Below are 23,368 nucleotides of genomic sequence, written 5' to 3' on the forward strand. Positions count from 1 at the left end.
GGCCTAACCAAATTTATCGTGCAGCGCCGGAAACAGCCGGTCCGGCTTGAACGGCGGCGCCGTGAAGCGGATGCCGGTGGCGTCTGCAATCGCGTTGCCGAGCGCCGCGGCGACCGGATTGTACGGACTCTCGCTCATCGACTTCGCGCCCAAGGGGCCGATGGTGTCGGAGGTCTCGGCGAAGAAGACTTCGGTGCGCGGCACGTCCGCGAAGGAGGGCAGGTGGTAGTCGCGGAACTTGGCGTTGGTGACGCGGCCGTCCGCGTCGATCACCATCTCCTCGTAGAGCGCAGCACCAAGCGCCTGCGCGACGCCGCCCTCGACCTGGCCGCGGCACTGCATGGGATTGGCGACGACGCCGGCGTCGGCGGCCTGCACGCTTCTGAGAATCTTGAGCTCGCCGGTGCCCTTGTTCACCGCCACGCGAAAGCCCTGCACGTTGAAGCCGACCGAGCGCGGCGTGCCGCCGGAATTGCCTTGTGCTGCGAGCGGCTGGCCGCGTTCGCGCGCAAGCTTCGCAAGCTCCACAAAGGACATGCGCCTGACGCCGCTCACGACGAACTCGTCCTCGAGCGCGCAGCTTCCGACATCGCAAAGCCAGGCGCCGGCCGCGGCCGCCCTCAAGTCCGTGGCAAGCTGCATGGCGGCTGCATGCGTCGCCTTGCCGGCGACGAAGGTGCCCGCGCTGCCATAGGCGCCGGTGTCGTGGCCGCCATGGGCGGTGTCGGACTGGCGCAGGCGAATCCTGTCGACGGTGGTCGCCAGCGTCGTCGCCGCGATCTGGCGGTGGACCGTGCTGGTGCCGTTGCCGAACTCGGCGGTGCCGACGGTGAGATCGAAGCCGCCGTCGTCGTTGAGCGCGATCATGGCGTCCGCGATGTGGCCGGCGGGCGGCACGGTGTCGATCATGGTCAGCGCGATGCCATCGCCGATCAGCCATTCCGGCGACAGCTCCGGCCGCGGGCCATCCGCCTGCATCGCGCGCTCGACGAGATCGAGGCACTGGTCGAGCCCGTAGGAGCCATAGAGCACGTCGTGAAATTCGGATGGCGGCGGCGACAGCATGGGGTCGCCTGGCTTGACGATGTTGCGCCGGCGCATGTCGTAGGGGCTGATGCCGAGCTGCCCGGCCAGCTCGTCGATTGCGGCCTCGATCGCGATCAGCGTCTGCGGCAGGCCATAGCCGCGAAACGCACCCGATGGCACCGTGTTGGTGTAGACGGCGTAGCCGTCGACCCGCTTGTTCGGACAATTGTAGACGGCGATGGACTCGGACAGCGAGTGGAACATCACCGGGCCGGCGTGATTGCCGTAGGCGCCGGTGTTGGAGAGCACGTCGAGCTGGAGTGCGGTGAGCTTGCCGTCGGCATCGGCACCGGCCTTGATGTGGACCCGCATCGGATGCCGCGTCGACGTCGCGATGAACTGCTCCTCGCGGGTGAGCTCCAGCTTCACGGGGCGTCCGGTCTTCAGCGCGGCGAGCGCAAGGATATCCTCGACGAACATCTCCTGCTTGCCGCCAAAGCCGCCGCCGACGCGCTCGCAGAACACGCGGACCTTGTCCATGGGCAGCTGGAAGATGTCCGACAGCGCGCGCCGGGTCAGGAACGGCACCTGCGTCGAGGTGCGGACGTTAAGCACACCGGAGGCGTCGAGCCAGGCGAGGCCGCCATGGGTCTCCAGCGCGGCGTGCTGCACGCGATGGCTGTGGAAGGTGGCTTCGTAGGTGACGGCGGATGTGGCGAGTGCTGCTGCGACATCGCCGAACTCGCCATGGGTCTCAGCCGCAAGGTTGCGCCTGGCGTCGGCGACGCGGTTCTCGGTGGTGCGGTCGGGATGAATGATGGGCGCGCCGGGCGCCATCGCCTGCTCTGGATCGATCAGCGCAGGCAGGACCTCGTAAGTGACCTTGAGCCTCCGGCAGGCTTCCTCGGCGGCGCCTTCGCTTTCGGCGACGACCGCCGCGACCTTCTGGCCGATGAAGCGCACGACGTCGTCGAGGATGCGGGTGTCCTCGGGGTCCATCCAGTCCTTCTCGTGCCGCGCGGTCGAGATCAGCACCGATGGCGCGTCCTCATGCGTCAGCACCGCATGCACGCCGGGAACGCTGAGCGCCGCAGACTTGTCGATCGCGGTGATTCTGGCGTGCGCGTGAGGCGAGCGCAGCAGCTTGATGTTCAGCAGGCCGTCAATCTGCGTGTCGAACGTGTAGCGTGCCTTGCCGCGCACGACATCGGGACCTGCTGGCGCCGGAAGGCTGCGGCCGAAGGCGGCGCCGGCCTCGACGCTCTCCTCGACGTTGATCTTGCCGAGCAGCGCGTCCTCGATCGCGCGATAGCCGGTGCAGCGGCAGATATTGCCTTTCAGCGCGGCGCCGAGATCGGTGCGCTGCGCCTGGTTCAGCGAGGCGCAGGTCAGGATCATGCCGGCGGTGCAGAAGCCGCATTGAAAGCCCTGCGCATCGAGGAAGGCCTGCTGCATCGGATGCGCGCCGTGCTCGCCGCCGAGGCCCTCGATCGTGGTCACAGTGCGCCCCTCGGCGCGGAACGCCGGGATCAGGCAGCTGTGCACCGGCTCGCCGTCGAGCAGCACGGTGCAGGCGCCGCAATCGCCGGCGTCGCAGCCCTTCTTGACGCCGAAATGACCGAGCTCGCGCAGGAACGTGCGGAGGCACTGGCCGGCGCGCGGCTCCTGCGGAAACGTCTTGCCGTTGATCTCGAAGCTCATGACGGCGTTGCCCCCAGGAGTTCGCCGCGAATCTCTTCGGCGAGCCGCAACGTCATGTGCTTGCGCCAGAGCGGCTTGCCGTGGATGTCGGTGTGGTAGAGGTCATCGGTGATCTGCTGCACGATCGCGTCGCGAACCGCGCTCGCGTCCGGGGCTTTGTGAAAGGTGAGGCGGATCGGCCGCACCGTCGATGCGGTGACTGTCAGCGCCAGCGTGCCGTCGCTATCGAGGCTACCGATCAGGAGTGCCGCCGAGCGGCCGACCGGGGCGAGCGAGATCTGGCGAAACGCCGTGCGGCGCTTCAGCGCGGCAATCGGGATATCGATCTGCCGCAGCAGGTCTCCCGGCGTCAGGCGGTTGCGCTGGTTGCCGGTGACGAAGTCGATCACGGGAATCTTCTGTTCGCCGCCGCCGGCCTTCCAGATCGTGCAGACGCCGTCGAGCGCGGATGTGAGCGAGATCATCGGTCCCGCCGGCAGCGACATGCAGAGATTGCCGCCGACGGTCGCGGTCTTCCAGATCTTGAACGAAGCGAGGAACGCGCGGCAGCACTGGTTGATCAGCGGCGCTGCGAGCCAGTCGGGCGGGCAGGCGAGTCCGTCGATCTGCGCGACGGTGCAAGTGGCGGCGATGCCGAGATGGCTCTCGGCGATCGTCAGCGCCGGCCATTTCAGATCGGCGAGATCGATCAGCCGCGTCAGCTGCGCTTGTGGCTCCGAGAACAGCCAGGTGCCGCCTGCGAGCCAAGCATCACCTGGCGTCCAAACGGGCAGCTGCGCGCGCGTTTGCGGATGGGCTACGGCTGTGATGGTATTCAAGTCCATGGCTGCGTCAGCGCTTGCATCGAGTGATTTGTACCGAGAGAAAGTCTTGCAAGACCAGAGCCAAGTCGCAACAAGAAGTCGCAGCGGGAACGCGATTAGGCAGGCCTCCGCCTTGCAGGTCTGCCGTCAGCGGATGTGGGGAGAAACAGGATCATGAGCGACGCAAAGCCGATCTGGATCAGGGACCCCCTGGCCATCCTCGCCGACGGCGCCGGGCGCGGGATCGTGGCGAAGGATGGCCGGATCGTCGAGCTCGTGCCGGCCGGCGGCGTGCCTGCGACCGCGGATGTCGCGGTGTTCGACGCGAGCGAACACGTCGTGCTGCCGGGCCTTATCAACACCCATCATCACTTCTACCAGACGCTGACGCGGGCGCTGCCGGCGGCGATGGACCGCGAGCTGTTTCCCTGGCTCCAGGCGCTCTATCCGGTGTGGGCGAGGATGACGCCGGAATCGCTGGAGCTCGGTGTGACCGTGGCGATGTCCGAGCTGCTGCTGTCGGGCTGCACCACCACGACCGATCATCACTACGTGTTCCCGGCGGGGCTCGAGGAGTCCGTCGATATCGAGGTCGGAGTCGCAAAACGGCTCGGCGTGCGCGTGCTGCTCACGCGCGGGTCGATGAACCTGTCGCAGCGCGACGGCGGGCTGCCGCCCGACAGCGTCGTGCAGGACGAGGACACCATTCTCGCCGACAGCGCGCGCGTGGTCGCCAAGCATCACCAGCGCGGGGCGGACGCGATGGTGCAAATCGCGCTGGCGCCGTGCTCGCCATTCTCGGTGACGACGTCGCTGATGCGCGCCACCGCCGATCTCGCCGACAAGCTCGACGTGCGCCTGCACACCCATCTCGCCGAGACCGAGGACGAGAACAAATTCTGCCAGCAGATGTATGGCTGCCGTCCACTCGACTATCTCGAGCAATGCGGCTGGCTCAATACGCGGACCTGGCTCGCCCATGGCATCTTTTTCAACGCCGACGAGATCAAGCGGCTCGGCAAGGCCAGGACGACCATCAGCCACTGCGCCTGTAGCAACCAGCTTCTGGCGTCCGGCTGCTGTCCGGTCTGCGAGATGGAGGATGCCGGTGTCGGGATCGGCATCGGCGTCGACGGCTCGGCCTCGAACGACGGGTCGAATCTGATGCAGGAGGTGCGGGCCGCGTTCCTCCTGCAACGGGCGCGCTACGGGGTGACGAAGGTCAGCCACAAGGATGCCCTGCGCTGGGCGACCAAGGGCTCGGCGGCCTGTGTCGGCCGGCCGGAACTCGGCGAGATTGCCGTGGGCAAGGCAGCTGATCTGGCGCTGTTCAGGCTCGACGAACTGCGTTTCTCCGGCCATGGCGATCCCCTGGCCGCGCTGGTGCTGTGCGGGGCATACCGGGCCGACCGGGTCATGGTGGCAGGACAATGGGCCGTGATCGACGGCGCGATTCCGGGACTGGATGTCGCCGATCTCATCCGCCGCCACAGTTCCGCGGCGCGGGCGATGCAGGCGGGATAGAAAGAGGGGGCAACCACAAGTGCCGGGTGCTTGTGGCTACCCCCTCCGAACCTCCTCCGGGAGGAGCAGGTGGTCCAGGCAATGCAAGAAGCGTGCTACTTGCCCGGCAGCTTGTCGTCGATGCCCTTGACGTAGAAATTCATGCCAAGGATCTGGCCGTCAGCGAGATTGGCGCCGCCCTTGCACTCGACCTCCTTGCCGTCCTGCCCAACGATCGGGCATTTGAACGGATGCAGCTTGCCGGCGGTGATCGCGGCCTGGGCATCCTCGGCCATCTTCTTCACGTCGTCGGGCATGTTGGTGTAGGGCGCCATCGCGAACATGTGGCTGTCCAGGCCGCCCCAGGTGTCCTCGGACTTCCAGCTGCCGGCCAACTCGGCCTTGACGCGCTCGATGTAGTAGGGGCCCCAGGTATCGAGGATCGAGGTCAGCTGGGTCTTGGGCCCGAACTTGATCATCTCGGAATCCTGACCGAAGGCGAGCTTGCCGCGTTCGCTGGCGATCTGCATTGCCGCCGGCGAGTCCGTGTGCTGCATGATCACGTCGGCGCCCTGGTCGATCAGCGCCTTGGCGGCGTCGGCTTCCTTGCCCGGGTCGAACCAGGTGTTGGCCCAGATGATCTTGACCTTGATGTTCGGATTGATGGTCTGCGCCGCGAGGATCGTCGCGTTGATGCCGGAGACGACCTCGGGAATCGGGAACGAGCCGATATAGCCGAGCACGCCCGACTTCGACATCTTGGCCGCGATCAGGCCCTGGATGTAGCGGCCCTGGTACCATTTGGCCGAATAGGTCGACATGTTCTTGTCGCGCTTGTAGCCGGTGGCGTGCTCGAAATGCACGTTCGGATACTTCTTGGCGACCTTCAGCGTCGGGTCCATGTAGCCGAACGAGGTGGTGAAGATCAGCTTGTTGCCGGCGCGGACGAGTTGCTCGATGGCGCGCTCGGCGTCGGGACCTTCAGGGACGTTCTCGAGCGTGGTGGTCTCGATCTTGTCGCCCAATTCCTTCACCAGCGCCAGGCGTCCCTGTTCGTGCTGGTAGGTCCAGCCGAGGTCGCCCACCGGGCCGAGGTAAATGAAGCCGACTTTCAGCTTGTCGGCGGCGGAGGCGGCACTGACGCTTCCGGCAAGCAGAAGCCCGGCAGCCAGCGCAAGAAGTGATTTTCTCATCATCAATCTCCAGATAGTCGGGGAAAGCCACGATCCGCAGCGTGCGCGCCCCATCGCGCCCGCCGCGGAAATGAAAACTCAGCGGTCAGGCACGAACACGGTGCCGAGCGCGGCCGGCGCGGTCGAGCCGCCGGTGCGCGCGCGGGACAACAGGACCAGGACGATGACGGTCGCGAGGTAAGGCAGCGCCGACATGAATTGCGAGGGAATGCCGACGCCCCAGCCCTGCGCGTGCAGTTGCAGGATGGTCACCGCGCCGAACAGATAAGCACCGACCACGAGCCGGCCCGGCCGCCAGGACGAGAACACCACCAGCGCCAGCGCGATCCAGCCGCGACCCGCGGTCATGCCCGGAATGAAGAACGGCGTATAGGCGAGCGGCAGATAGGCGCCGGCAAGGCCGGCGCAGGCGCCGCCGAACATCACGGCGAAGGTGCGGATGCGCAGCACGGGATAGCCGAGCGCGTGCGCCGAGACGTGATTGTCGCCGCAGGCGCGCAGGATCAAGCCCGCCCGCGTGCGGTACAGGAACCACCAGACGCCGATGATCAGCGCGATGGAGAAATAGACGAAGGCGTCCTCGCCGAACAGCACGCGGCCGACCAGCGGAATGTCGGTGAGGCCGGGAAGGGCGAGATGCGCAGCCGGCGTGATGCGCTCGCCGACGAAGCCGGCGCCGATCAGGCCGGAGAGCCCGATGCCGAGAATGGTCAGCGCGAGGCCCGTTGCGACCTGGTTGACGGCCAGCCCGAGCGCCATCAGCGCGAAGATCAGCGACATCAGCGTGCCCGCGACGATGCCGAACAGCGCGCCGACCAGAATCGAGCCGGTCAGCCAGGCGCCGGCAAAGCCGCAGGCCGCGCCGACGATCATCATTCCCTCGACGCCGAGATTGAGCACGCCGGAGCGCTCGGTCACGAGCTCGCCGGTCGCCGCGATCAGGAGCGGCGTCGAGGCGGCGAGCACCGCAAGGATGATGGCTTCAACCAGTTCCACGGGCCACCTGTCGGTTCGGGAACACCAGCTTGAAGCGGTAGAGGATGAGGGAGTCGCAGGCGAGCACGTAGAACAACAGAATGCCCTGAAACACCTTGGTGACATCCAACGGGATCTTCATCGCGATCTGCGCCTGCTCGCCGCCGATAAAGGTCAGTGCGAGAAAAAGACCTGCAATTAATATTCCAAGCGGGTTCAGCCGGCCGAGGAAGGCGACGATGATCGCCGTAAAACCGTAGCCTGGCGAGATGCCGGGCTGGAGATGCCCGACGGGACCCGCGACCTCAATGATGCCGGCAAGGCCCGCGAGCGCGCCGGAAACCGCGAAGGTCAGGATGATCAGCTGGTCGGCGTTGAATCCGCCGAACCGCGCCGCGCGGGGCGCTGCGCCGACTACGCGAATCTCGAAACCCTTGATGGTTCGTCCGAGCAGGATCGCTGCCGCCGCAACGACGAGCAGGGCGATGATCGAGCCGAGATGCAGCCGGCCGCCTTCGATCAGCAGCGGCACCGTCGCCACCGGATCGAATTCGGCGGTGGTCGGGAAGTTGAAGCCGTGCGGATCGCGCCAGGGGCCGCGCACGAGATAATCAAGGAAGAGGTCGGCGACATAGACCAGCATCAGGCTGGTCAGGATTTCACTGGCGCCGAACTTCACCTTGCAGATCGCCGGGATCAGCGCATAGAGCGCGCCTGCAGCGGCTGCGAGCACGAGCATGGCCGGCAATACCCAGGCCCCGGCGTCAGTACCTTGCGTCTTCACCGCGATCCAGCTTCCGGCGACCGCGCCGATCAGGAATTGCCCCTCGGCGCCGATGTTCCAGGCATTGGCGAGATAACAGAGCGACAGGCCGATCGCGATCATCACCAGCGGCGTCGCCTTCACCGCGATCTCCTGGAGCGAATAGCCGTCGGTCAGTGGCGCGATGAAATAGGCATGCAGGGCGAGGAGCGGATTCTTGCCGAGGATCGCGAACAGGATGGTCATGGTGACGATCGTCAGGCCGATCGCGATCAGCGGCGAGACCAGCGCGATCGTGTTGGAGCGCTCGGCGCGCTTCTCAAGCACCAACTGCATGCGCGGCCTCCTTCGGCTCCAGGCTGCTGCCGCCCATCAAAAGGCCGAGTTTTTCGCGGGTCGCTTCGCTTGTTGCGAGCGGCGCCGACAGGTGGCCGTGGAACATCACGGCGATGCGGTCGGCGATCTCGGCGAGCTCGTCGAGGTCCTGGCTGGTCACCAGCACGGCCGCGCCCGCGGTTGCGAGATCGAGCAGCGCCTGGCGGATCACCGCGGCGGCGCCGGCGTCGACGCCCCAGGTCGGCTGGCTGACCACCAGCACCGCCGGATTGCGCAGGATCTCGCGTCCCACGATGAACTTCTGCAGATTGCCGCCGGAAAGGCTCGCAGCCTCCGGATCGCGCTTGGCCTTGCGCACGTCGAAGGTTTCGGTCGCGCGATCGACGGTCTTCAGCGTCGCGGCGGTGTCGATGAAGCCGCGATGGACCATGCCGCTGGCGGCGTGCCCGGTCAGCAGCGCGTTCTCCGACAGCTTCATGCGCGGTGCGGTGCCGTGGCCGAGCCGCTCCTCGGGAACGAAAGCGGCACCCAGCTTGCGCCGGTGCGTGATCGACAGATGCCCGGCGGCGATGCCTTCGATCACCACCGTGCCGGGGTCCTTGGACAGGCGCTCGCCGGAGAGCGCGGCGAACAGCTCGTCCTGGCCGTTGCCGGCGACGCCGGCGATGCCGAGAATCTCGCCGCCCTTCAGCTCGAACGAGATGTGCTCCAGCCGAACGCCGTGCGCTTCGCTCGGCGCGAGCGAGAGGTCGTTGACGACGAGCCGCGGCACGGTGGTCTTGCGGCCGGCGGGCGCTTTGACCTCCTTGATCTCGCCGCCGACCATCATGCGCGCGAGCGAGGCGGCGGTCTCGAGCCGGGGATTGCAGGTGTCTACTTTCTTGCCGCCGCGCAGGATCGTGGCGGTGTCGCAGAGGCGCTTCACCTCCTCCAGCTTGTGGCTGATGTAGAGGATGGCGCGGCCTTCGGCCCTCAGCCGCTCCAGCACGATGAAGAGCTGGTCGGCCTCCTGCGGCGTCAGGACGGCGGTGGGCTCGTCCAGGATCAGGAATTTCGGATCCTGCATCAGCGCACGGACGATCTCGATGCGCTGGCGCTCGCCGACCGACAATTGCCAGACCTCGCGTCTGGGGTCGAGCGGCAGTCCATAGGTCTTCGACACCTGCTCCAGCCGCGCCGACATGTCCTTGAAGGATTCTTTCCCATCGAGGCCGAGCGCGACGTTCTCGGCAACGGTGAGGTTGTCGAACAGCGAGAAATGCTGGAACACCATGCCGATGCCGCGGCTGCGAGCTTCCGACGGGCCCGACAGCACGATTCGTTCGCCCTGCCAGCGAATCTCGCCGGCGCTGGGTTGGATCAGCCCGTAGATCGCCTTGACGAGCGTGGATTTGCCGGCGCCGTTCTCGCCCAGCAGCGCGTGGATTTCCTTCGGCCAGATATCGATGTCGATGGAGTCGTTGGCGAGGAAATCCCCATAGCGCTTGGTGAGCCCGAGCGTCTGAAGCAGCGGGGACTCGCCGGAATGCAGGCCGTTAGGCGTCGGATCTAACATTCGCTGATGCGCTTGCATGGGGTGAAGTGCCTCAATAGTGAGCTAGTTTGAACCGCCGCGTAAGGTGTGAAAAAGCGTCATCCCTTGCTCAACGCTTCGGCAGGCGGTTGATGACGGCGAGTCGCCGCTCTCGCCGTGCGCGGATCGTGCTCCAGCGGCTCAGGACTGTCCTTGCGGGCGCGGCTTGCGCGTGACGTCTGTTGCAAATTTGTGACGGTTCAAGCCAAATCGGAACCGGCTGTGCAGGCTTGACGTGAAGTTGAGCAAAGTCGCGCCACCGCGCGTATGCATTTGCAGGCCGACGTGACGACGGCCGCCGATCATCATGTCTGTCCTTTCGCTCCGACATGAAAAGCAAACAAAATCAAACGGGAATGTCCGGCAATGGGCCGCCTTGCCTTGCCGCGTGCAGGCAGGTGGGAGCGCACAAGAATCCTCAAAACTCCGCGGAGAAGAGCCACCGGCTGCCGAAACAAGCGGCATGCCTTGAAAAAAGTTGAGGCTTCTCACCCCGGGAGATCGGCGCAAGTGTCGCACCCAAGGGACGTTCATTTTTACGTGTCCAAACTTGGGGGTATTCAGGATGTCGTTTCGTTTCAAGGCAATTGCAGCCGCCGCGCTGTCACTTGCTACGCTCGCTACCTCTGGCCTGGCCCAGGCGGCGGATCTGCCGGTCAAGGCTGCCAAGAAGCCGGCCGACCTCCCGTTCTTCCTGGTGATCGACAACCGCGTCACGTTCTCCTGGATGCCCAAGGGCACCGACCCCGGCATGTGGAGTGTTCGCCCCGACGGCAGCATCAACGGCACCACAGCCAAGCAGGTCTACTCCTTCACCCACTTCGACCTCTGGGCCTACGGCACCAACTTCTTCACCATCTCGATGTTCAAGTCGGGTCACAATGACCCCGCCAGCCCTTGCGTCGCGCCCGGCGTGAACATCGGCGGCACCGCCAGCGACTGCGCGGGTGCGACCGAGATCTATGGCCTGTTCCGCTCGACCTTCGGCTGGAACGAGATCTTCAACACCAAGGCCTTCACCATGGGGCCGCTGCACAACATCTCGTTCGAAGTCGGCATGGACGCCAACACCGAGAACACCTTCCTCGCGCCCGCCAAGCGCGACGTCGTCGCCGGTCTCCAGTTCGCCTTCGACCTTCCCTACAAGGGCTACATCAACGTCGCTCCGTTGATGTACTGGGAGTTCTCGAACCACAACGCCTTCACCCAGTGCGGCCTGTTCGGACCGGGCGTTGCGGGCGTGACGTGTAACTCGGACGGCAATGTCAGCTACAACCCGACCTGGGCCGTCGAGATCAACTACTACATGGACCTCGGCTTCCTGCCGCCCAACATGCAATTCTGGTCGATCAGCGGCCGCGCCGGCTGGTACGGACCGAAGGGCGACTCGAACGGCCTTCCCGCGCTGTCTGGCACCGGCATCTTCAGCACCAAGTCGAAGACCGAGCTGAACAGCGAACCGATCCGCCTGACCTTCGATGCCTCGAAGGCGGTCTGGGGTGACAAGTACTCGCACTTCGTCGACCTCTGGGTTGCCTACCGCTACTGGCAGAACAAGTTCGGTCTCGACCACAACGCCATGGCGGGTGTCTGCACGGTCGCCGCGACCGGCCAGAGCACCAAGAGCTGCACCGAATCGACGGTCTACGGTGGCATCACTGTGAAGTTCTAATCGGCTGAAGACTCCAAGCTACAACGATGGCGCCGCGCATGACCCGTGCGGCGCCATTGGTATTTACGGGAAGACGCTGCCGTAGGGCGGGCAAAGCGAAGCGTGCCCACCACTTCTGCTTCGATTGCATTCAAATGGTGGGCACGGCGCAAGAGCGCCTTTGCCCACCCTACGCTTCCGAGTTTGTGGTGGCGGCTACTTCGTCCACACGCCGTCGTGCAGCACCTCGGCCTCGTCCTCCAGCAGCGGCCCGACGACTTCCGTCGGTCGCTGGCCACCGGCAAAGACCGTGCGGCAGGGCAGATCGAGGGTCGGGTTCTCCGGGTGGTTGCCGGTGACGCCGCGCAGGCGGTGCTCGCTGAGGCCGTAGACGACGCGGCCGATGCCGGCCCAGTAGATCGCCCCGGCGCACATCGCACACGGTTCTGCCGAGGAATAGAGCGTGGCCTTTGCCAGCACCTCGCGGCTGAGCGTGCGGCAGGCCTGCGTTGCCGCGAGGCGCTCGGCATGCGCAGTGCCGTCGCAATCGGGCATGTAGCCGTTCTCGGTTTCGATCAGCACCTTGCCGTCCGCATCGACGACGACGCAGCCGAAGGGATGGTTGCCATGGGTGAGGGAACGGCGGGCGACCGCAAAGGACAGACGCAGAAAGTGCTCGTCGCGTGCGCCGTCCATCGGTCCTCCGCAGTCAGTGTCCCGCCATGTGCCGGCCGACCACGGTGAGATCGGCCTCGCTGGTTCGTGCTTCATACACGAACTCGCCGTGGAACATTACCACGAGGCGATCGGACAGTTCGAGCAGTTCATCGAGGTCTTCGCTGACGAGCAGCACCGCCGCGCCGCGGTTGCGCGCCGCCATGATCTCCGCGTGGATCTGCGCCACCGCCGCGAAGTCGAGACCGAAGCAGGGATTGGCGGCAATCAACACCTCGACGTCGCCGCCGAGCTCGCGGGCCAGCACGGCGCGCTGGACATTGCCGCCTGAGAGCGCCGAGATCGGCGTATCGGGCGTGCGGGTCTTGATCTTGTACTGCCCGATCTTCTTCCTGGCGTCGTTGCGGAAGGCGCTGCGATTGAGCCACCAGCCGCCGCTGGCGAACGGCGCCCGGTCGAACTCGCGGAAGGCGATGTTGTCGGCGACGCTCATGCCGCCGACACAGGCGTTCTTCAGCGGCTCCTCGGGCAGCAGCGACATCTTGTGGCGCCGCATTTCCTCGCGGCTGGCGTGATAGGGATCGCCGGCGACGCGGACCTCGCCGCTCTCGGCCTCGCGCTGGCCGGCCAGCACCTCGACGAGCTGGCGCTGGCCGTTGCCGGAGACGCCGGCGATGCCGACGATCTCGCCGGCGCGCACGGTGAGGGAAACGTCATGGACGGCAATGGCGCCTGCGTCGTCGAGCGCGCGAATTTTTTCCAGCTCCAGCCGCGCCTGGCCGGCTTCGCCGGTGCGCGGCGGCTGCACGGTCAGCTCCTCGGCGCCGATCATGGTGCGCGCCATCGCGTCCGGCGTCAGCTCGGCAACCTTGCCGGCTCCGGCGAGCTTGCCGCGGCGCAGGATCGTGACCTCGTCGGCAAAGGCCATGACCTCGCGGAACTTGTGCGTGATCATCAGGATCGTCAGCTCGCCTTTGACGACCATGTCGCGGAGCATGCCGAGCACCTCGTCCGCCTCCGCCGGCGTCAGCACCGAGGTGGGCTCGTCCAGGATCAGGAAGCGGCGCTTCAGATAGAGCTGTTTCAGGATCTCGCATTTCTGCCGTTCGCCGGCCGAGATGTCGGAGACTCTTGCGGAGAGCGGCACCTTAAAGGGCATCCGCGCCAGAAAGGCCTCGAGCTGCTTCATCTCCTTCGACCAGTCCACCACGGCCGGCACATTGTCACGTGCCAGAACGAGGTTTTCGGCGACCGTCATGGCCGGCACCAGCGTGAAGTGCTGGTAGACCATTCCGAGGCCGAGGGCGTGAGCGTCTTTCGGGTTGGCGATCGCCTGCTCGCGGCCGCCGACGATGATGTCGCCCTCGGTTGCGTGGTAATAGCCCATGATGCACTTGACGAGCGTCGACTTGCCGGCGCCATTCTCGCCGAGCAGCGCATGGAATGACCCCGGCCGCACCTTCAGCTCGACATTGTCGAGCGCCAGGAAATCGCCGAAGCGCATGGTCATGGCGATGGCGTCGACGCCGAACGCGCCTGAGGGCGGAGGCGTTTCGCCGATGATCACGAAATCGCTCCTATGAAGGCCTCGGAGGTCGAGACCGCGCCGAATACGCCGCCCTGCATCTTGATCATCTTCAGCGCATGATCGTGATTGCTCTTGTCCGTGGCGCCGCAGCAATCGTGCAGCAGGACACACGAAGCCGCGGTCGTTGGCCTCGCGCATGGTGGTGTGGACACAGACGTCGGTGGTGATGCCCGTCAGCACGATGTTCTCGATGCCGCGCACGCGCAGGATCAACTCCAGGTCGGTGGCGCAGAACGAGCCCTTGCCAGGCTTGTCGATGATGGGCTCGCCCGGCAGGGGGCTAAGCTCCTCGATGATGTCCCAGCCGGGCTCGCCGCGCACCAGGATACGTCCGCAGGGTCCGGGGTCGCCAATGCCGGCGCCGATCTGCCGCGAGCGCCAGCGCTTGTTGGCGGGCAGGTCGGAGAGATCGGGACGATGGCCCTCGCGGGTATGGATGATGTGAAAGCCTTGGGCGCGCATCGCCGCGAGCAGCTTCTTGATCGGCTCGATCGGCGCCCGCGTCAGCGAGAGGTCATAGCCCATCTTGTCGACGTAGCCGCCGACGCCGCAGAAATCGGTCTGCATGTCGATGATGATCAGCGCCGTGTTCTCGGGACGGAGGTCACCGTTATAAGGCCAGGCATAGGGCTCGGACTTGATGTAGCGCTCGGGCATGGACGACCTCGTTGCGTGTCGCGTGTTACCGTGTGATCGAGAGTTCGGCGGGCGCGCCGGTCAGCGTGCGTTTGGGCGAGCAGGTGATGATCATGATCGCCAGCGTCAGGATGTAGGGCGCGGCGTTGAAGAGGTGATAGCCTGAGGTGACGCCGACCGATTGCAGTGCCGGTCCCAGCGCCGCGGCGCCGCCAAAGGCGAGCGAGGCCCACAGGCAGAGCAGGGGATCCCAGCGCGCGAAGATGACAAGCGCGACCGCGGTGATGCCCTGCCCGGAGGACAGGCCCTCGTTCCAGCTTCCGGGATAGAACAGCGACAGGAACGAGCCGCCGATGCCGGCGAGGAAGCCGCCGACCATGGTGGCACGCAGGCGGATCAGCAGCACGGAATGGCCCATGGCGCGTGCAGCGTCAGAGCTTTCGCCGGCGGTGCGAATGAGAAGGCCCCAACGTGTGGTCCGGAAGGCCCAGTAAAGGATCGGCGCGAGCGCGACGCCGATCAGGAACAGGACATTGACGCGTAGCGCCGCGCGGACCTGCGGGATGTCGCTCCACCAGCCGAAATCGATCGCGGGCAACCGCGGTGCGGTGGGCTCGATCAGCGGCTTGCCGAGATAGAAGGCAAGCCCGGTGCCGAACAGCATCAGGGCGATGCCGACCGCGACGTCGTTGACGCGCGGCAGCGAGCAGATGCCGGCATGCAGTGCGCCGAGAAGCGCCCCGGTGATGCCGGCGGCGAGCACACCCAACCATGGTGATCCCGAGAGATAGGAGATGCCGTAGGCGCTCATCGCGCCCATCACCAGCGTGCCTTCGAGGCCGAGATTGATGCGGCCTGAGCGCTCCGTGATGCATTCGCCCAGGCTCACGAACAGGAACGGCGTGGAGACGCGAATGGCTCCGCCGAGCACGGCGAGCGGGACGGTCCAGAGTCCGATCGATCCGTCTGCCATCTCAGGATCTTCCCTTCAAGAATCCGATGCGGCCGTAGAGCGCATCGCTGGCCAGCACGAAGACGAAGATGATGCCCTGGAGCACCAGCACGGAGGCGTCGGGCAGCCCCAGGCGGCGCTGCAACAGGCCGCCGCTGGCGCTGATGCCGCCGAGCAGGATCGCGACGGGGATGACGGCGAGCGGATTTTGCCGCGCCAGGAACGCAACGAGAATGCCGGTAAAGCCGTAGCCAGCCGCGAGATTGGCGTTGGTGCGCCCCTGCACGGCCGCGACCTCGACCATGCCGGCAAGGCCTGCGGCGCCGCCGGCGAGGAAGCAAACGGTCAGGATCAGCTTGCTGACGCCGAGGCCGACGATCTTCGCGGCGCGGATGTTGCCGCCGGCGACCCGCGCGGCGAAGCCGAACACGGTGTGATAGATCAGGATGTAGGCGGCGATCGCCGCGATCAGGCCGAAGACGAGACCCCAATGCACGTCGGTGCCGGGGATGGAGCCGATCATGTTGGCGGCACCGATCTCGCGGGTCGACGGCTTGTTGAGGCTGGCGGGATCGCGCATCAACCCCTCGACGAGATGGTTGAGGATCGCGAGCGCGATGTAGACGAGCAGCAGGCTCGAGATGGTCTCGTTGACGCCGCGGTACTGCCGAAGCGCGCCGGATAGCATGATCCACAGACCGCCACCGATCACGCCGGCGATGACCATGGCGATCTGCACGACGAGCGGCGGCATGCCTTGGAGTGCGAGCGCAGCACTCGTCGCGGACAGCGCGCCGATCAGCAGCGCGCCTTCCCCGCCGATGATGACCATGCCGAGCTGCGCGGGCAGCGCGGTGCAGAGCGCGGTGAGGATCAGCGGCGCAGCACGCGTCAGCGTGTTCTGCCAGGAGAACCAGGTGCCGAAGGCGCCGTAGTACATGTAGAAAAAGAGGTCGAGCGGGTTCTTGCCGAACATCGCGACGAAGATGCCGAAGACCACGAGCGCGCCGGCGAGCGCCGCGCCCGGGATCAGGATGTACTCGATTGTCGCGCCGTGGCGCTGGAGGAATCCCGGATCGGCGGCCGGGGCAATTGTCCCGGCCGCCTCGGCGGAATCCGCCGCTTCCGTGGTCACGAAGTCGCTCCGATCACGCCTTCGACGAGATAGTCCATCTTCTCCAGTTCGGGATCCTTCTGGCCGCGATCGGTGCCGGCAGGGATCATCGTCTTGCCCTTGTTGTCGACGAGCCCTCCCTTGAAGATCGCGTATCCTTCCGCCGACAGGAACTTGGCCTTGATGTCGTCGGCATGCTTGCGCGCCTCGGCGGAGACGGCTTCGCCATAGGGCGAGGTCTTGACGATCTCTTCCTTGAGGCCGCCGCGATAGAAGTTCGGGATGCTCTCGCCGGCGGCGATCATCTTGACGAATTTCGGATAGAGCGCTTCCCAATTCCACTCGGCGCCGGTGAGATACGCCTTCGGCGCGAGCGGCGACTGGTTGGTGTGATAGCCGCAGACGAAGGCGCCGCGGCGCGCCGCGTTCTCGACCATCGTCTTCGGCCCGTCGACGTGGCAGGTGAGGACGTCCACGCCCTGGTCGATCAGGCTGTTGGTGGCTTCGGCTTCCTTGACCGGCATAGACCAGTCACCGGTGAAGATCACCTGCGTCGTCGCCTTGGGATTGGCGAGCTTTGCGCCGAGCGCGAAGGCATTGATGTTGCGCAGCACCTGCGGGATCGGCTTTGCGGCGACGAAGCCGAGCTTGCCGCTCTTGGAGGTGTAGCCGGCGACGATGCCGGAGATGTACTGGGCTTCGTCGATATAGCCGAAATAGCTGCCGGCGTTCTTCGGGTCCTTGTCGGTCCAGAGGCCGCCGCAGTGCTCGAAGCGCAGCTTCGGGAACTTGTTGGCCATCTTGATCATGTGCGGATTGTAGTAGCCGAACGAGGTCGGGAAGAGCAGGGTGGCGCCATCGAGATTGATCATGGACTCGATCGTCTTCTCGACCGCGTCGGTCTCCGGCACCTTCTCTTCCTCGACGACCTTGAGGCCGGGAATCTTCTTCAGCGCTGCCGCGCCCTGGGCATGCGCCTGATTGTAGCCGTAGTCGTCGCGCGAGCCGACATAGATGAAGCCGATGGTGGTGTCGGCCGCGAAGGCCGGGCGGGCGCCCGCCGCCGCGCCGAGGGTGAGGGCGGCGCCGCCCTGCAACAAACGACGTCGTGAAATCCTGCCAATATCCATTGCTTGCTCCCCTTGGCGGATGCCCCGCCTTGATCTCGCGGCCACCGCCGGTTTGGCGGAGCCGGGATAAGTTGTCGCAAGCTTTGTGCCAGAGGCTATGAAGCGTGCATAAGGATCCAAGTATTTGAAAAATAAATGATATATATCTTGGTTGAATCTTGCTGAGGAAAATAGCAGATCAATTTATGGGCAATATTATTCCATTGTATGCAATAGAGTTAAGCAGCCTTAACCAGCTCTCGCATGTGCATGACTGGCGTCGGGCAGCCTGCCGGCGAGGCGCATTCATGCTAACCACGCGCTGATTGGGACGGCGCCGGCCGCATTATTTTGCTGGCACTGAACTTGTATCGATCGCCGCCAGGACCGCCGCCGCCGCGGTCCCAGAAGATGGAAAGCTCGACCGAGATGGGTGCTGCAACCGCCGTTCACGATGCATCGCTCGGCGAGGAGATCGTTCGCCGCATCAACGAGCTCGGCGCGATTTCGGAAGAGACCGACAAGCTCACCCGCATCTATCTCAGCAAGGAGCTGCGCGCCGCTGCGGATCTCATCCTCGGCTGGATGCGTGAGGCCGGCATGAGCGCGCATCTCGATGCGATCGGCAATGTCTGCGGCCGCTATGAGGGCGAGCGGCCGGGGGCGCCCTGCCTGATGCTCGGCTCGCACTACGACACCGTGCGCGACGCCGGCAAATGGGACGGGCCGCTGGGTGTGATCACGGCCATCGCCTGCGTCGCCGATCTCAATCGCCGCGGCAAGCGCCTGCCGTTCGCGATCGAGGTCATTGGCTTTGCCGACGAGGAGGGGGTACGTTTCGCCTCAACGCTGCTCGGCAGCCGTGCGGTGGCCGGCACTTTCGACGAGAGCGTCCTGAACACGCGCGATCGCGACGGCGTGTCGATGCGCGATGCGCTCGTCAAGTTTGGCCTCGACCCGGACCATATCGGCGCGGCCGCGCGGGCCCGGCGCGAGTTGTTAGCCTATCTCGAATTGCACATCGAGCAGGGTCCGGTGCTGGAAGCACAGAACCTGCCCGTCGGCGTTGTCACCGCGATTGCGGGCGCGACACGGCTGGCCGCGCGGCTGAACGGCATGGCCGGTCACGCCGGCACCGTGCCGATGGCGCTGCGCCGTGACGCGCTCACCGGCGCGGCCGAATGCATCGGCGCGATCGAGCAGTTCTGCCGGACCGACGAGGGCGGCCTGGTCGGCACCGTCGGCTACATCCAGGCGAGGCCCGGCGCGACCAATGTCATCCCGGGCGAGGTGTCCTTCACCATCGACATGCGCGCGCCGACCGACATGCACCGCAAGCGCGCGGTCGCCGACGTCGTCAGGCAGATCGAGGCGATCGCTAAGCGCCGGCAGCTGGCGCTCCAGCTCGATGTCACCCACGAGAACCGCACCGCACCCTGCGCGTCCTGGCTGAAAGACCAGATCGCGCAGGCGATCGCCGCGGAAGGCGTTTCCGTGTTCGACCTGCCGAGCGGGGCCGGGCACGACGGCATGGCCATGATTGACATCGCCGATGTTGGCATGATTTTCGTCCGCTGCCGTGGCGGCGTCAGCCATCACCCGGACGAGCATGTCGAGCTCGCCGACGCCGACGCCGGCGCACGGGTGCTGCTCAGGGTGATCGAGAATTTCAGGCCGCGGGAGGATCGCGCCAGCGCGAAGTGACTATCGGGAGCCCGCACGTCATCGGGACGAGACACGAATCAGTCACGCTTGGAACGGTGGCCGGCCATCGCCGGGATCCCGAGACACTAGGCGCACATGAACAGCGATATTTCCTTGCCGTCACATCGCGGAAATCGGTTTTACCAGGGTATGGCCGCGACCTTTGCCGCCAACGCTCTTCAGGCCGTCAATTTTCTCGGTGATCGATTCCTGAGAAAGTCGCATCCTTCGTTGTCGGCCATCGAGGATCTTTACCGGCACTCGATGGACAGCGCCTTCTCGGTGACCGAGTCCTTTCTCGTCACGGGAGCGCCGCACGCATCCGCCTATTATCCGCGCGACTTCGCCTGGTTCTATCCTGATGTCCTCGACCCCGAGACCATCATGGATGCGCAGGACGCGGTGCGGCGGGCGCGTCTGCTCGAAAAGAGCGTCCGTCTGTTGCTGGAGGCGGTTCGAGCCAACGTCGTCACGACGACCATCGTCCCGGCGGGACACGCACGGTATCTCGGCGTGAACTATTTCTCGCGCCCGTCGGACACGCTGCTCGGCATTCTGGCCGGCCTGCGGCAGATGATCTTTGCCGAGGAGAGAGCGTCGTCCTATCTGGCGATGTCACAATGCGCGCATGCCGGCCGCTTGTTGCTGGCCGAATACGGTGGCGACCTGAAGCGCGCGATCCTTCAACTCGCGCGTGAGCTGGAGCCGTTCGACGACGACGGTGTCAGGTATTTGCTCTGCGACGCCCGCGCGCCGCGTTCCGCGGCGACGGACACGCGTGCCGAGCGCAGGCGTTTCGTCACCAACGCCTGCGTCTACACGACGTTCGTGTGGGGCGTGCAGCTCGGGGTCGTCGACGAGAATGAACTGAAGCGGCTGCTCGGGCACGACCTCGGACACTACAAGAGGGACCTGCTCCGCCTGTTCGGCAAGGGCGGCTATATCAGGCACTCTCTGGATGGCCCGGCGGGCTCGCCGGTGTCATCGGTCGCCCTGGACTTCGTCAGCGTGCATCGCGGATTTTGGGATATGAGCGAGGCAAGCGAGCGCGCGCTGTTCGCGGCCACGACGGATCTGATCATCGCCGAGCCGCGTTTTCGCATCCCCAGCACGTTCCATTTCCTGGTGTCCGCGGATAATCCCCGGAACAAGATGATCCACAAGATCGCGGCTCCCGCCTATCAGGGGCGTTCGTCCTGGCCGACCTTCAACGTCGAGTTTGCCGATCGCATGCTCGACTACGACGAATTCTCGGGAGGCGATACCTATCGGGCCTGCGCCCAGGGGATATTGAAGGACATCCGGACCGCGACCGAGGTCCATGGCGGTTATCAGGAATTGATCTCGGAGCATGGTCTGAAATATCGCACCTGGGCTTACAAGGGCGCCGTAGCTCACTCCTGGTTTCCACGCTTCCTGTCCGTTTGGAGGAGGGCGTATGGAACGCCGCTCCTCCAGTGGAACGATTGATCCGGAGCGCTAGCCCGCCGTCACGTCCACCATCTCGCCGCCTTCGAGCACCTTGGCCGCCTTGGCGCGGTCGAGGTCGCCTTCCCAGGCCGCCACGACCACCGTCGCCACGCAGTTGCCGACGAGGTTGCCGAGCGCGCGGGCCATGCCGATGAACCAGTCGACCGAGAGCACCAGCACGAGGCCGATTGCCGGAATGCTCGGCACCGCGTTGAGCGTCGCGGCCAGGATCACGATGGCGGAGCCCGGCACGCCGTGTGCGCCCTTTGAGGTGATCAGCGAAACGCCGAGCACCAAGAGGAGATCGCCGAACGACAGCGGCGTGTTGGTCGCTTGCGCGATGAACACGACGGCAAGTGTGAGGTAGATCGAGAAGGCATCGAGGTTGAACGAATAGCCGGTCGGGATCACGAGGCCGACCACGGAATCCTTCACGCCCATGCGCTCCAGCTTCTTCATGATCTGGGGCAGCACCGCGTCGGAGGACGCCGTTGCGAGCACGATGGTGAGCTCCTCGCGCAGGTAGGCGAGGAATTTGAGGATGTTGATTCCGGCAAGCGCCATCACGCCCCCGAGCACGCCAAGCACGAAGATGCCGACCGAGACGTAGAACAGCATCACCAGTGAGACGAGCTGCTTCAGCGAGCCGACGCCGTATTTGCCGACGGTGTAGGCGACTGCGCCGAGCACGCCGAGTGGAGCGACACGGACGATAAGCCCCATGACGCGGAACAGCACGGTGGAGGCTGCGTCGATGATGGAGGTGACGAGCGCGCCCTTCTCGCCGCCGACGAGCGCAAGACCGACGCCGAACAGCACCGCGAAGAACAGCACCTGGAGCACGTCATTGCGCGACAGCGCATCGAAGGAGGTGGTCGGGATCACGTTCATCAGAAAGGCGCCGATGCCGCCGCCGGACAGCTTGTGGGCGTTGTCGGCGTAGGTGTTGAGCGCCTTCGCATCTAACGTCGACGGATCGATGTTCATGCCGTGGCCGGGGCCGAACAGGTAGGCGAGCAGCAAGCCGACCACGAGGGCGACCGTCGTCATGACCTCGAAATAGACCAGCGCCTTGACGCCGACCCGGCCGACCTTCTTGAGGTCGCCGGCGCCGGCAATGCCGTGGACGACGACACAGAACACGATCGGCGCCACGATCATCGAGATCAGCTTCAGGAAGGCGTCGCTGAGGATCTTGAGCCCGATCGCGAAGTCCGGAACGGCCATTCCCAGGATGACGCCAAGCGCCAGCGCGGCCAGGACCTGGACGAACAGTGAGGCGTAAAGCGGCTTGCGCTCGGCGGCCGGGGCCGCGGCAATGGTCGACATGGTGAACTCCCCCAATTTGACGCGTCTTGGGCGTCAAAAGGAGCAACTACCGTGCCAGAATGTCGCGGTCGGAGCCGAAAACGGCTCTATTCCGCCGCCTTCGCCGTCTTGCCGTACATCCGTGTCGGTGCCGGGAAGCCACAGGAACTGCCGTCGGTGACCTTGACCTGGTCTTCCCACGGCAGGCGGAAGGTGCCAGCGACCATGTCCTGCATGAAAGTATAGGGGCAGTCCATCGCGCCGCCTTTCACCGCGACATAGCCGCGGTGCCAGAGCTGGTAGATGTTGTTCTCGACGCCCCAATTGATCCGCGCCTCGCGCACGAGATCGGGCCGCACCTCGGCGGTGATGATCTCGTCGGCGCGGCCGGTGGTGCCGTGCGCCAGCACCGTGCCGTCGAAATTGACGATCATGCCTTCGCCCATGGAATCGAACGAGCCGTCGCTGCCGCACATGCAGACATTGGCCGTCACCATCAGATTCTGGAACGAATTGGCCTGGTTGGTGAAGCGCCAGGCCTCGCGGATCGGTGCGGTGTAGCCGGCGGTGCGGATCATGATCTCGGCGCCCTTGTAGGCGCATTCCCGCGCCATCTCCGGGAACATGCCGTCATGGCAGATGATCAGCGCGATCCTGGCGCCTTTCGGGCCCTCGATCACGGGAATGCCGATGTCGCCGGGCTCCCACGGCTCGACCGGAATCCAGGGATGGAGCTTGCGGTAGTACAGCTTGATCTCGCCGTGGTCGTCGATGATCAGGCCGGAATTGTAGGGATTGCCGTGCGGGTTGAACTCCATGATGGAGAAGCAGCCCCAGATCCTGTTGTCGACGCAGGCCTTCTTGAAGGCCGTGACTTCGGGTCCGTCGAGCCGGCACATGATCTCGGGATTGGTGTCCATCGAGAGGCCGTGCAGCGAATATTCGGGGAACACCACCAGATCCATGGTGGAAAGGTTGCGGCGCGCCTTGCCGACCATCCAGACGATACGCTCGGTCTGCCTTGCCAGATCGGCCCGCGTGACGACGTTCGGCAGTTGCAGCTGCACGAGCCCGATGACCACGCCCTCAGGCGATTTGTTCAACCCGCCAAGCCCGTTCATGATCAGCTCCCTTGCTGGAACCAGAGCGCCGCGCCGCTGCGTGCGATCGTTTCGTGGAAGAGCAAATCCGATTTTGGCGACGCGCAAAAGTCCATTTTTCAGGCGGGCGGCCGAGCGTGCCGCCGCCCATTGTTGCGGCGCGGCGTGCCTCAAGTCTCGGCTTGACC

General features: G+C 65.3%; 17 protein-coding genes and 1 pseudogene. 4 read left to right on the forward strand and 14 right to left on the reverse strand.

The genetic code is table 11. The annotated features are described in order from the left end of the window. Window positions 1-3: 3 nt before the first annotated feature. Both ACVWW6_RS20245 and ACVWW6_RS20250 read right to left on the reverse strand, forming a co-directional pair. The gene (locus ACVWW6_RS20245; protein ID WP_456681313.1) at window positions 4-2,727 is read right to left on the reverse strand and encodes a molybdopterin-dependent oxidoreductase; all 2,724 of its coding nucleotides are present in this window, start codon (window positions 2,725-2,727) and stop codon (window positions 4-6) included. After that, a complete protein-coding gene (locus tag ACVWW6_RS20250) occupies window positions 2,724-3,551 on the reverse strand; it encodes an FAD binding domain-containing protein (protein WP_456681314.1) in 828 nt (275 codons plus the stop codon). The genes ACVWW6_RS20245 and ACVWW6_RS20250 overlap by 4 nt, the downstream gene beginning before the upstream one ends. Before the next feature lie 153 nt (window positions 3,552-3,704). On the opposite strand from ACVWW6_RS20250, the gene ACVWW6_RS20255 reads away from it, so the two are divergent. Next, window positions 3,705-5,054, forward strand: a complete 1,350-nt coding sequence (locus ACVWW6_RS20255) for an 8-oxoguanine deaminase (protein WP_456681315.1) — start codon at window positions 3,705-3,707, stop codon at window positions 5,052-5,054. A 95-nt stretch (window positions 5,055-5,149) separates the two neighbouring features. On the opposite strand, the gene ACVWW6_RS20260 is transcribed toward ACVWW6_RS20255, so the two are convergent. The 4 genes from ACVWW6_RS20260 to ACVWW6_RS20275 form a co-directional block, all read right to left on the reverse strand. Continuing rightward, a complete protein-coding gene (locus tag ACVWW6_RS20260) occupies window positions 5,150-6,226 on the reverse strand; it encodes a BMP family ABC transporter substrate-binding protein (RefSeq protein WP_456681316.1) in 1,077 nt (358 codons plus the stop codon). Window positions 6,227-6,304: 78 nt separating this feature from the next. After that, window positions 6,305-7,222, reverse strand: a complete 918-nt coding sequence (locus ACVWW6_RS20265) for an ABC transporter permease (protein ID WP_456681317.1) — start codon at window positions 7,220-7,222, stop codon at window positions 6,305-6,307. Further along, window positions 7,209-8,300: an ABC transporter permease gene (locus ACVWW6_RS20270; RefSeq protein ID WP_028174405.1), complete on the reverse strand. Its 1,092-nt coding sequence runs from the start codon at window positions 8,298-8,300 to the stop codon at window positions 7,209-7,211. The genes ACVWW6_RS20265 and ACVWW6_RS20270 overlap by 14 nt, the downstream gene beginning before the upstream one ends. Then, entirely contained in the window at window positions 8,284-9,855 is a 1,572-nt protein-coding gene (locus tag ACVWW6_RS20275) for an ABC transporter ATP-binding protein (protein ID WP_028174406.1), read from the reverse strand. Before ACVWW6_RS20275 ends, ACVWW6_RS20270 begins: the two co-directional genes overlap by 17 nt. Window positions 9,856-10,438: 583 nt before the next feature. Here ACVWW6_RS20275 and ACVWW6_RS20280 point away from each other — a divergent pair. Beyond that, window positions 10,439-11,545 (forward strand): hypothetical protein, encoded by a 1,107-nt coding sequence (locus tag ACVWW6_RS20280; RefSeq protein WP_097532429.1) that lies wholly within the window; start codon window positions 10,439-10,441, stop codon window positions 11,543-11,545. A 195-nt stretch (window positions 11,546-11,740) separates the two neighbouring features. On the opposite strand, the gene ACVWW6_RS20285 is transcribed toward ACVWW6_RS20280, so the two are convergent. The 6 genes and pseudogenes from ACVWW6_RS20285 to ACVWW6_RS20310 all read right to left on the reverse strand — a co-directional run bounded on the left by ACVWW6_RS20285 (window position 11,741) and on the right by ACVWW6_RS20310 (window position 17,619). After that, window positions 11,741-12,220, reverse strand: coding sequence for a nucleoside deaminase (locus tag ACVWW6_RS20285; RefSeq protein WP_097532428.1), 480 nt, complete (start codon window positions 12,218-12,220; stop codon window positions 11,741-11,743). 13 nt (window positions 12,221-12,233) lie between these two features. Further along, window positions 12,234-13,766: an ABC transporter ATP-binding protein gene (locus tag ACVWW6_RS20290; protein ID WP_456681318.1), complete on the reverse strand. Its 1,533-nt coding sequence runs from the start codon at window positions 13,764-13,766 to the stop codon at window positions 12,234-12,236. Further along, window positions 13,763-14,444 (reverse strand): annotated as a pseudogene (biuH, locus tag ACVWW6_RS20295) (biuret amidohydrolase). Before biuH ends, ACVWW6_RS20290 begins: the two are co-directional and overlap by 4 nt. Before the next feature lie 25 nt (window positions 14,445-14,469). Further along, window positions 14,470-15,396 carry an ABC transporter permease gene (locus tag ACVWW6_RS20300; RefSeq protein WP_011088891.1) on the reverse strand — a complete coding sequence of 309 codons (927 nt, stop codon included), beginning with the start codon at window positions 15,394-15,396 and terminating at the stop codon, window positions 14,470-14,472. Window position 15,397: 1 nt separating this feature from the next. Beyond that, on the reverse strand, window positions 15,398-16,510 hold the full coding sequence (locus ACVWW6_RS20305; protein WP_182872230.1) for an ABC transporter permease: 1,113 nt from the start codon (window positions 16,508-16,510) through the stop codon (window positions 15,398-15,400). Further along, on the reverse strand, window positions 16,507-17,619 hold the full coding sequence (locus ACVWW6_RS20310; protein WP_182872229.1) for a BMP family ABC transporter substrate-binding protein: 1,113 nt from the start codon (window positions 17,617-17,619) through the stop codon (window positions 16,507-16,509). Before ACVWW6_RS20310 ends, ACVWW6_RS20305 begins: the two co-directional genes overlap by 4 nt. A 408-nt stretch (window positions 17,620-18,027) precedes the next feature. Between ACVWW6_RS20310 and ACVWW6_RS20315 the strand changes: the two genes are divergently transcribed. Both ACVWW6_RS20315 and ACVWW6_RS20320 read left to right on the forward strand, forming a co-directional pair. After that, window positions 18,028-19,302, forward strand: coding sequence for an allantoate amidohydrolase (locus ACVWW6_RS20315; protein WP_456681319.1), 1,275 nt, complete (start codon window positions 18,028-18,030; stop codon window positions 19,300-19,302). Between the two features lie 96 nt (window positions 19,303-19,398). Continuing rightward, window positions 19,399-20,772, forward strand: coding sequence for a hypothetical protein (locus tag ACVWW6_RS20320; protein ID WP_097532424.1), 1,374 nt, complete (start codon window positions 19,399-19,401; stop codon window positions 20,770-20,772). Between the two features lie 9 nt (window positions 20,773-20,781). Here ACVWW6_RS20320 and ACVWW6_RS20325 read toward each other — a convergent pair whose 3' ends face one another. Further along, window positions 20,782-22,101, reverse strand: coding sequence for a dicarboxylate/amino acid:cation symporter (locus tag ACVWW6_RS20325; RefSeq protein WP_028174415.1), 1,320 nt, complete (start codon window positions 22,099-22,101; stop codon window positions 20,782-20,784). Between the two features lie 86 nt (window positions 22,102-22,187). Next, complete coding sequence (locus ACVWW6_RS20330) at window positions 22,188-23,201, reverse strand: formamidase (protein WP_456681320.1); 1,014 nt, start codon at window positions 23,199-23,201, stop codon at window positions 22,188-22,190. Window positions 23,202-23,368: the final 167 nt, after the last annotated feature.

This window comes from Bradyrhizobium sp. USDA 3311, assembly GCF_054062495.1.